Origin of the sequence: Limnobacter sp. SAORIC-690 (assembly GCF_002954425.1) — a bacterium.
Lineage (GTDB): Bacteria > Pseudomonadota > Gammaproteobacteria > Burkholderiales > Burkholderiaceae_B > Limnobacter > Limnobacter profundi.
The window spans coordinates 1,784,259-1,792,806 of record NZ_MQVZ01000001.1 but is presented as its reverse complement, the minus strand read 5'-3'; the positions used below and the strand labels follow the sequence as shown (position 1 = coordinate 1,792,806).

Annotated in this window: 8 protein-coding genes and 1 pseudogene; all 9 read right to left on the bottom strand. The window is 53.3% G+C overall.

Features of this window, described 5'->3' with window-relative positions; genetic code table 11:
• Nucleotides 1-1,077: RND family transporter (locus tag BSZ31_RS08600; protein WP_168426906.1), on the bottom strand; the 1,077-nt coding region annotated here is incomplete at its 3' end.
• A complete protein-coding gene (locus tag BSZ31_RS08595) occupies nucleotides 1,074-2,078 on the bottom strand; it encodes a YCF48-related protein (protein WP_105028400.1) in 1,005 nt (334 codons plus the stop codon). The genes BSZ31_RS08595 and BSZ31_RS08600, both read right to left, overlap by 4 nt.
• Before the next feature lie 87 nt (nucleotides 2,079-2,165).
• The gene (locus BSZ31_RS08590) at nucleotides 2,166-2,357 is read right to left on the bottom strand and encodes a 2-hydroxymuconate tautomerase (RefSeq protein WP_105028399.1); all 192 of its coding nucleotides are present in this window, start codon (nucleotides 2,355-2,357) and stop codon (nucleotides 2,166-2,168) included.
• 12 nt (nucleotides 2,358-2,369) lie between these two features.
• Entirely contained in the window at nucleotides 2,370-3,158 is a 789-nt protein-coding gene (dmpH, locus tag BSZ31_RS08585) for a 2-oxo-3-hexenedioate decarboxylase (protein WP_105028398.1), read from the bottom strand.
• Nucleotides 3,155-4,183, bottom strand: a complete 1,029-nt coding sequence (gene dmpG, locus BSZ31_RS08580) for a 4-hydroxy-2-oxovalerate aldolase (RefSeq protein ID WP_105028397.1) — start codon at nucleotides 4,181-4,183, stop codon at nucleotides 3,155-3,157. The genes dmpH and dmpG overlap by 4 nt, the downstream gene beginning before the upstream one ends.
• Before the next feature lie 10 nt (nucleotides 4,184-4,193).
• The gene (locus BSZ31_RS08575) at nucleotides 4,194-5,111 is read right to left on the bottom strand and encodes an acetaldehyde dehydrogenase (acetylating) (RefSeq protein WP_105028396.1); all 918 of its coding nucleotides are present in this window, start codon (nucleotides 5,109-5,111) and stop codon (nucleotides 4,194-4,196) included.
• Between the two features lie 29 nt (nucleotides 5,112-5,140).
• Complete coding sequence (dmpE, locus tag BSZ31_RS08570; RefSeq protein ID WP_105028395.1) at nucleotides 5,141-5,923, bottom strand: 2-oxopent-4-enoate hydratase; 783 nt, start codon at nucleotides 5,921-5,923, stop codon at nucleotides 5,141-5,143.
• A 5-nt stretch (nucleotides 5,924-5,928) separates the two neighbouring features.
• Nucleotides 5,929-6,759 (bottom strand): alpha/beta fold hydrolase, encoded by an 831-nt coding sequence (locus tag BSZ31_RS08565; protein ID WP_105028394.1) that lies wholly within the window; start codon nucleotides 6,757-6,759, stop codon nucleotides 5,929-5,931.
• A gap of 10 nt (nucleotides 6,760-6,769) precedes the next feature.
• Nucleotides 6,770-8,222, bottom strand: a pseudogene (locus BSZ31_RS08560) (2-hydroxymuconic semialdehyde dehydrogenase).
• Between the last annotated feature and the right edge of the window lie 326 nt (nucleotides 8,223-8,548).

The following is an 8,548-nucleotide window of genomic DNA, read 5'->3' as shown; positions in this document are numbered from 1 at the left end:
GATACCAAGCTTGTAATTGAACGGGGCAGCACCCAGCACCAGCACGGCAATACCCAAGGCATCCACAATAATGGCCAGTGAACCTGGGCGGAAAAGTGCTTCCAGCGCATTGCGTGCCGCCTTCTTTCCATTCTTTACAATGGCCAGTTCTTCGTAGTAGCGCACCACTAACTGCACACCGTGCGAAGTGGCACGCGCGGCGATCAGAAAAGGAATCGGCAAAGACAATGGCTCAAGGTTGATACCCACCATGGCCATGAAACCCAACCCCCAAATCGATGACAAAGCGATTCCCAACAAAGGCAATGCAATGCCGTAGAAGCGCCGGAAATAAACAATCAGCAACAGCGTGAGCAAGGCCAAGGTGTAGGCCATAATGGCCACCAATTGATCCAGATAGGTGTAAACCCAACCGGTGAGCACAGGGTTACCCGTGGTGTACAAATTGTGTTTGTCGTCCGTCAACTCGCTGCGCAGTTGCATCAGCGCACTGAATGTTTTCTCGTAATCAATATCGCCTTCGTTGAGCTGCGCCTTGATCAGGGCGGCCTTCATGTCAGGCGACACCAACAAACCATAAATGGTGGGGTTAGCTGTTACATCTTTCTGCAATTGCTTCAGTTGGGCATCACTTAACTCGCCATTGTTGCTGTCGTAGAACGTATCGGAAAGAAAGGCGCCGGTTTCATCCAGATAAATTTTTCGGGAAGAACGATGTGTCAAGCTGCTCACCAAGTTGTGGTTCACGCTCGGCAAGTTGTCCACACCTTGTGTGGCTTTCTCAATCAGCCTTAAAGTGTCGTTATTGAAAATCGTGCCCTCTTTCACCTCCACCGCCATCACCACCATGTTGGCGCCACCGAAGTTTTCCTTCAGTTGGTTGTAAGTTTTGATGTAGGGATGGTTTTGGGGTAACAAGTCCGAGAAATCGGAGTACACCTTCAGTTGCGGAATGGCAGCTGCAAAACCCAAAGTCACCAGCATGATCATGCCCAGTACGATTTTGGGGTTGGCAAACAGCCACTCTTCAGCGCGAATAATTTGAGCGATCAAACGATCGGCGAAAGACTTGATCATGATGGGTCCGCCTGACTTGAATTGGAACTTTGAACCGTGCGAAGCAAGCCGCCTGGGCCGCCCACAACAATGGATTGATTACCCGATACAGCGGCACCCAAGAACGACAACACTGGTCGCTCATAGCCCACGGGCACCCATTGATCAGCTTCGAGCTTCGCCAACGTGCCGTTGGCACCCACACCGTGCGGCACGCCTGCGTGCATAAACAGGCGATACAGCGGCGCCTCTGTGTTGTTCACCACGCGCACCCAAGTCAGTCCACCGTCTGTGGTCTTCAAAACCTGACCAGCCAAGCCACTGGCGTATCCAGTTGAAGTGTCGATAAACAAGGCATCGTAAGTGTAGAAATCACCGGTGATCGGTTCACCGCGCTGCCAGGATTGACCCGCGTCATTGGTAAACGCCAACATGCCAAACTCGCCAAATGCAATACCGTGCGTATCGCTGGTAAAAGCAAGCGCCGTGAACTGCGCATCTTCATCGAAGCTGACCACGCGCCAGCTTTTGCCCTGGTCAGTGGAGTTGATCAGATTGGAACCTGAACCGAGCACCCACAAACCACTGCTGTGGCACTCAATCGCTACAGGGCTGGAGGGTTTGTCGAATTTGGAGGGTAGCCAATCTTTGAAATCGCCGGCGGAAGTCCACACCGTGTTGTACACATCCAGCATGGCTGCGCTACCGTCAGGGCAAAACGTCGAATCAATAAAAGATGCGGTCGTGGATACCTGCTTGCGGCTCCAGGTATTTCCTCCATCGACAGACACTGTCACCACACCGGTTTGCGTACCGCCCAGCACCGTATCGCCATTCGCACTGAGGGTTTGAACTACCTCATAGCGCTCTACCGTGACTGCCCTCTGAGCTGAATTACTGCTGGATTGAACCGTACTGTCCGCACATGCGTTCAAAAGCGCTGTACCGGTCATGGCAAACAGCGCTAAACCAATACTTGATTTTTTTAGGCGCAAGGGCGCCTCTGAATACTGAATATTCACAATGTCTCCTGCCTTCTCTGTTTGGCAAATGAAAAGCTGCTGTGGTTTTTATGTGCAGCTGGAATGCGAACGGTTTATCTCACTGGCTTATCGCCCCCGGTCTTTTGCTGACACGCCTGCAATACCCCAATTGGTGCTGGGTACTTCAATAATCTGAACCCGCACCGTTTCAATGGGTGCGCCCACAGCCTCAACCAAGGCCTGGGTCACCTTCTCAATCACCGCACGTTTTTGCGCTTCCGTGCGTCCTTCAATCAAATTGATTTGTGCAAATGGCATGGTGTGAATTCCTTATTCAAAACGCAGGCCAACCTGGCCAAGGCCTTGCACATGCAAGGTCACGTTGTCGCCCGCTTCCACAGCCACGGCCTCGGTGATTCCGCCCGACAGAATCAGCGATCCTGCCGGCACAAACTGATCGCGCTTGGCCAGCTCATTGGCCAACATGGCAATGGCTGCGGCTGGGTGACCCACCACTGCTGCACCCGCCCCAAAAGCAACGGGTACACCATTTTTTTCCAGCACAATGCCAGTGGTTTTCAAGTCCATGCCGTCGACTGGTTTCATGGTGCCGCCCACCACAAAACGTGCCGCTGACGTGTTGTCTGCAATCACGCTTTTCAGATCGAATTTGAAATCGCGGTAACGCGAGTCAATGACTTCAATGGCAGGCATTACAAAATCGGTCGCGGCCAGCACAGTGGCAATGTTGCAACCTGGGCCACGCAAATCAGTCTTAGTCACAAACGCAATTTCAGGCTCTACCTTAGGGTGAATCAGTTCATTCACCTTCACAGCCGAACCCTCCGGCACGCTAAAGTAATCAGCCAGAAAACCGAATACCGGTGTATCCACGCCCATTTGCTTCATCTTCGAGTGCGAGGTCAAACCGGCTTTCAGACCCACAATGCGCACGCCACGGCGTTCTTTGCGGGCACGAATTTCGTCCTGAATGGCATAGGCATCATCCCAATCCATGTCAGGGTGGTCATCCGTAATTTTCACAACATCACGCGCGTTCAGCTCTGCACTTTCCAAATGCTCAGCCAATGCAGAAATGGTCTTTTTGTCGAGTTTCATGCTGCACTCCTTGCGCGAGCCATGGTGATAGCAGTGTCTTCAATCATGTCTTCCTGACCACCCACCATGCCGCGTCGCCCAAGCTCCACCAAAATTTCACGGGCGCTGATGCCATACTTTTTCTCGGCTCGCTTGGCAAATAACAGGAAGCTTGAATACACACCGGCGTAACCCAATGTCATGGAGTCACGATCAATTCGAATGGGGTGATCCATGATCGGTACCACCAGGTCCTCTGCCACATCGGAAATCTTGAATACATCCACACCCGTCTTGATACCCATGCGTTCACACACCGCTACCAGTACTTCCATGGGGGTGTTGCCTGCGCCAGCACCCAGGCCAGCTGCTGCTGCATCAATGCGGCGCGCGCCGCCACGAATGGCTTCGATGGAGTTGGAAACCCCCATCGACAGGTTGTGGTGCCCATGAAAACCAATTTCAGTTTCTGGCTTCAAAGCTTCGCGCACTGCGCTGATTTTTTCGTACACCTCTTCGGGCAGCATGTAGCCTGCGGAGTCGGTCACATAAATGCAGTTGGCACCGTAGCCTTCCATCAATTTGGCTTGCTCAATCAGCTTCTCTGCACTGGCCATGTGGGCCATCATCAGGAAACCCACGGTGTCCATTTCCAGCTTGCGGGCATAAGTGATGTGCTGCTCGCTCACATCGGCCTCGGTACAGTGCGTAGCAACACGGATGGTGTGAACACCCAGTTCTTTGGCCATTTTCAAATGATCCACAGTACCAATACCAGGCAACAACAAGGCGGACACCTTGGCCTGCTTCATGGCAGGAATCACTGTGCTTAAATAGGCTTCATCGCTGTGCGCCGGAAAACCATAGTTCACCGAAGAACCGCCCAGACCATCACCATGGGTCACCTCAATCAGTGGCACACCTGCCTCGTCCAGCCCCTTTGAGATGCTCAGCATTTGTTCCAGGCTCATCAAGTGGCGCTTGGGGTGCATGCCATCGCGGAGCGTCATGTCATGCACTTTGATTTCAATTCCTTTCAAGCTCATGGGGTTCTCCTTAGGCGCTCACAGTAGGTTCAAGGATCAATTTGCCGCTCAGAATTTCCTCGGCAAACATTTCAGCCGTGCGGGCTGCCGCAGCCGTCATGATGTCGAGGTTTCCGGCGTACTTCGGCAGGTAGTCACCCAAGCCTTCCACTTGCATGAACACCGACACACGGTTGCCATCAAACACAGGACCGTTCACCAGCGTGTAACCAGGCACGTACTTCTGTACTTCCTTGATCATGTCGTGAACCGACTTGGTAATTGCTTCCTGATCGGGCGTGCCTTCCACCAGGCAGTGCACGGTGTCGCGCATGATCAAAGGTGGCTCGGCCGGGTTGATGATGATAATGGCTTTGCCTTTTTTTGCTCCGCCCACTTTTTCAACAGCACCAGCTGTGGTGCGGGTGAATTCATCAATATTTTTGCGGGTACCCGGGCCTACGGATTTCGACGATACCGTGGCCACGATTTCGCCGTAGCTAACAGGTTGAACACGCGATACGGCATACACCATGGGTATGGTCGCCTGGCCACCGCAAGTCACCATGTTCACATTCATTTCACGCTTGCCTACATGCTCCTTCAAATTAACCGGGGGCACACAAAAAGGTCCAACTGCTGCGGGTGTCAGGTCGATCATTAACACACCCAGTTCATTCAGCTTGCGACTGTTCTCGGCATGCACATAAGCACTGGTGGCATCGAATGCGATTTGCACGCCATCCGCTTCCACATGCGGCAGCAAACCATCCACACCCTCAGCGGTTGTTTTAATACCCATTTCACGCGCACGTTTCAAGCCGTCGGATTCGGGGTCAATCCCCACCATCCACACAGGCTCCAGCACACTGCTGCGTTTCAGCTTCATCAAGAGATCGGTTCCAATATTGCCGGGACCAATCAGTGCGCATTTGATCTTTTTCATCATCGAATTCCTTTTGCGTTTTGCGTTGTAACTTACGCGAAGCGAACAGAGCAGTTACCAATGCCACCAATCGACATGTGCAGCGAATCGCCTGCCTTCACGGGAATGAGTGCTGCCAGAGAACCTGACAGAATAATTTCACCTGCCTTCAGGCCAATGCCCAAACGACCCAGCGTATTGGTCAGCCAAACAATCGCATTCACTGGGTGCCCAAGTGCAGCAGCGCCAGCGCCAGTGCCCACGATGTCGCCATTTTTTTGCAGTACCATTCCGCAAGTAAACAGGTCCACTTTACGAGGATCTACAACCCGGTCACCCAACACAATCGCACCGCAAGAGGCGTTGTCGGCCACGGTGTCTTGAATCTTGATTTTCCAATCAGCGATGCGTGAATCCACGATTTCGAAACAGGCCATCACGCCTTCAGTGGCGGCCAGCACATCGGCGGCGGTTACTCCGGGGCCCATCAAATCGCGTTTCATCAAGAATGCGATTTCACCTTCCGCACGCGGTTGAATCAGGCTGGCCGCCTCGATGGCCTCGCCTTCGTTGTACACCATGCCATTGAGCAGGTAGCCAAAGTCGGGTTGGTGCACATTCAGCATGTTCATCACGGCGGCACTGGTCACGCCAATTTTTTTACCAATCACGTGCTCGCCGTTGTCCAAGCGTCGCGCAATCATCCTCTGTTGAATGTGATAGGCGTCTTCAATCGTGATATCGAAACCACGGCTGGTCAGCGGAGCAATGGTGTGCCGTTGGGTCAATGCGTTGTAAAGTTCATCGCCCAAGTCGCGAATTTGAGTAGCGTTCATTTGCTTTAAGCCTCTTGCAGGAAGTCGGTCACCAAGCGCTCAAAGCGCGCAGCGTGTTCAATCTGGGTCCAGTGCCCGCACTTGCCATAAACATGCAGTTGCGAATCCACAATCATTTCGTGCAGGCACAGCGAAGTACTCAACGGAATGACCTGATCATCCCGGCCATGCACAATCAAAGTGCTTTTCTTCAGTGCGCGAATATCACTTTCATGACTGGCCATGGCATCAACCCACCGCTGTCGTGGTGCCGGGAACATGGCTGAGAAGCTTTCCTGAAAACCGGGGCGAATGCTGGCCTGAAAACGCAACTGAGCCAGTTCATCGTTCACAAGGCCACGGTCGTATGCGAAGTAATCCATAATGCGACGCATATTCTCGAATGACGGCTGGTAACCCCACACTGCATCCAGTCCCTCAGTAATCGGGAATGGGACACCTACACTGCCCATCAACACCAGCTTGCGTACACGCTCTGGGTGACGAATGGCCAGTGCCAGAGCAACAGCACCACCAAAGGAATTGCCGATCAGGTCTGTTTGCTCAATTTTCAGTGCATCCATCACGCCTACCGCATGGGCCACCCAGTTGTCCAGGTTGTATTGGTAGCCTTGGCGGCGCTCAGTGAAACCGAAGCCCACCATGTCTGGGGCCACCACACGGAATTGTTTTGCAAAACCGGGTATCACCAAGCGCCAGTTCGCCCAAGCCGAAACACCGGGGCCCGAACCATGAATCAACATCAGGTTGGTGCCCTGGCCTTGATCGTGATAATTCGTTTGAAGGCCGTTGGCCTCAATGCTCAATCCAATTTCTGGTGAAGCGGGTGCGTTCATCGTGGACTCCTTACAGCTTCACGCAAATGTTTTTCAGCTCGGTGTAAAACTCCAGCGAGTGCACACCCCCTTCGCGGCCAATACCCGATTGCTTGGCACCACCAAACGGTGTGCGCAAATCTCGCAGAAACCAACTGTTTACCCAAGCCAAACCCACTTCAATCGATGCGGCTACTCTGTGCGCTTTGGCCAGGTTCTGGGTCCACACCGCAGTGGATAGGCCATACACATTGTTATTCGCACGGGCCACCACTTCTTCCTCGGAATCAAAGGGGGCAATATGGCAGCAGGGCCCAAAAATTTCCTCCACACACACCGCTGCGTCGTCGTCCAGCCCGGTCCAGATGGTGGGTTGCACCCAGGCGCCGTTGTTCAACTCGCCGGGCATCTCAAACGCATTACCACCTGTAACCACAGTTGCACCCTGCTCTACCGCCTTGCGGTAAAAGCCCAGCACTTTCTCGCGGTGTTCTTGAGAAATCACTGGGCCAATGCCTGTGTCGTTGTGCTCTGGCAGTCCAGGCTTCAGGCTTTCCGCGCCCTTCTTCATGGCGGCCACAAATTTGTCGAAAATCGGGCGTTCCACATATACGCGTTCGGTGCCCAAACACACCTGCCCGCTGTTGGCAAACACCGAGCGCATGGTGCCTTCGATGGCGGCATCAAAGTCACAATCCGCGAACACGATGGCGGCATTCTTGCCACCCATTTCAAGGCTGACAGCGCGCGCCCTGCGCAGCCGCTTTCATGATTGCTGCACCAGTGCGTGTTTCGCCAGTGAAGGTAATTGCGTTCACATCGGGGTGGGTAGTCACGAATTCACCGGCGGAATCCGGACCAAAACCATGTACCACGTTGTACACGCCAGGAGGAACGCCCACTTTATTCATCACTTCACCCAACAACGCGGCTGTTTGTGGAGTCTCTTCCGAGGGCTTGACCACCACCGTGTTTCCACAGGCCAGCGCGGGGCCAACTTTCCAGGTCATCAGCAGCAAAGGGAGATTCCAGGGGCAAATCACGCCCACCACACCCACCGGGCGACGAATGGAATAGTTCAGCGCGCCACGTCCATCCGGAGTGGCCATTTCAAAGCATTCGGTGGGCACATTCTTGATGGTGTCGGCGAACACCTTGAAATTGGCTGCGCCACGGGGAATATCAATGTGACTGGCCAGGCTCACCGGTTTGCCGGTGTCGGCAACCTCAGCATGCAAAAAGTCATCGAACCGGCGATTAATTTCATCGGCCACGGCGTACAGCATTTGCACCCGGTCAGCCACCGTCATCTTGCCCCAAGGACCTTTCAACGCGACCTTGGCAGCAGCCACAGCGTCGTTCACCTGCGCGCGGCCCGCTTCATGCACCTGCGCAATCACCGCGTTGTTCAAGGGCGAGTGCTTGGGGAATGTGTTTCCCGTTGCCACAAACTCCCCGTTGATGAAGTTCAAAACTTCTTTCATTGCAGTCTTCCTTGCCAATCGATTAAACCATGAACAAACGATAAAACTAATTTTTCTCGACGTCAATATATTTTCTCGAGAATATTATTTTTCATCGACAATATTGATTAACGCCGCAACTCGTCTACAATGGCGAAACAGAAAGAATTTTTTTGGGGTGTGTATGAATGAAGTGGTCTCACTGCCAAGCAGCGTCACCAACGGCGAAAGCTTGACCCTGGCCGAAACCGCTTACCGCAAGTTGCGCCACGACATCATTGAAGGCGTGCATAAGCCGGGTACGAAGCTACGGGTAGAACACCTGAAAGACAATTACGACGTGGGCG

What these genes read in the sequence shown, in the direction of transcription:
- BSZ31_RS08590 (WP_105028399.1), bottom strand. Translation starts at nt 2,357, where the DNA reads ATGCCATTTGCACAAATCAATTTGATTGAAGGACGCACGGAAGCGCAA.
- dmpH (WP_105028398.1), bottom strand. Translation starts at nt 3,158, where the DNA reads ATGAAACTCGACAAAAAGACCATTTCTGCATTGGCTGAGCATTTGGAA.
- dmpG (WP_105028397.1), bottom strand. Translation starts at nt 4,183, where the DNA reads ATGAGCTTGAAAGGAATTGAAATCAAAGTGCATGACATGACGCTCCGC.
- BSZ31_RS08575 (WP_105028396.1), bottom strand. Translation starts at nt 5,111, where the DNA reads ATGATGAAAAAGATCAAATGCGCACTGATTGGTCCCGGCAATATTGGA.
- dmpE (WP_105028395.1), bottom strand. Translation starts at nt 5,923, where the DNA reads ATGAACGCTACTCAAATTCGCGACTTGGGCGATGAACTTTACAACGCA.
- BSZ31_RS08565 (WP_105028394.1), bottom strand. Translation starts at nt 6,759, where the DNA reads ATGAACGCACCCGCTTCACCAGAAATTGGATTGAGCATTGAGGCCAAC.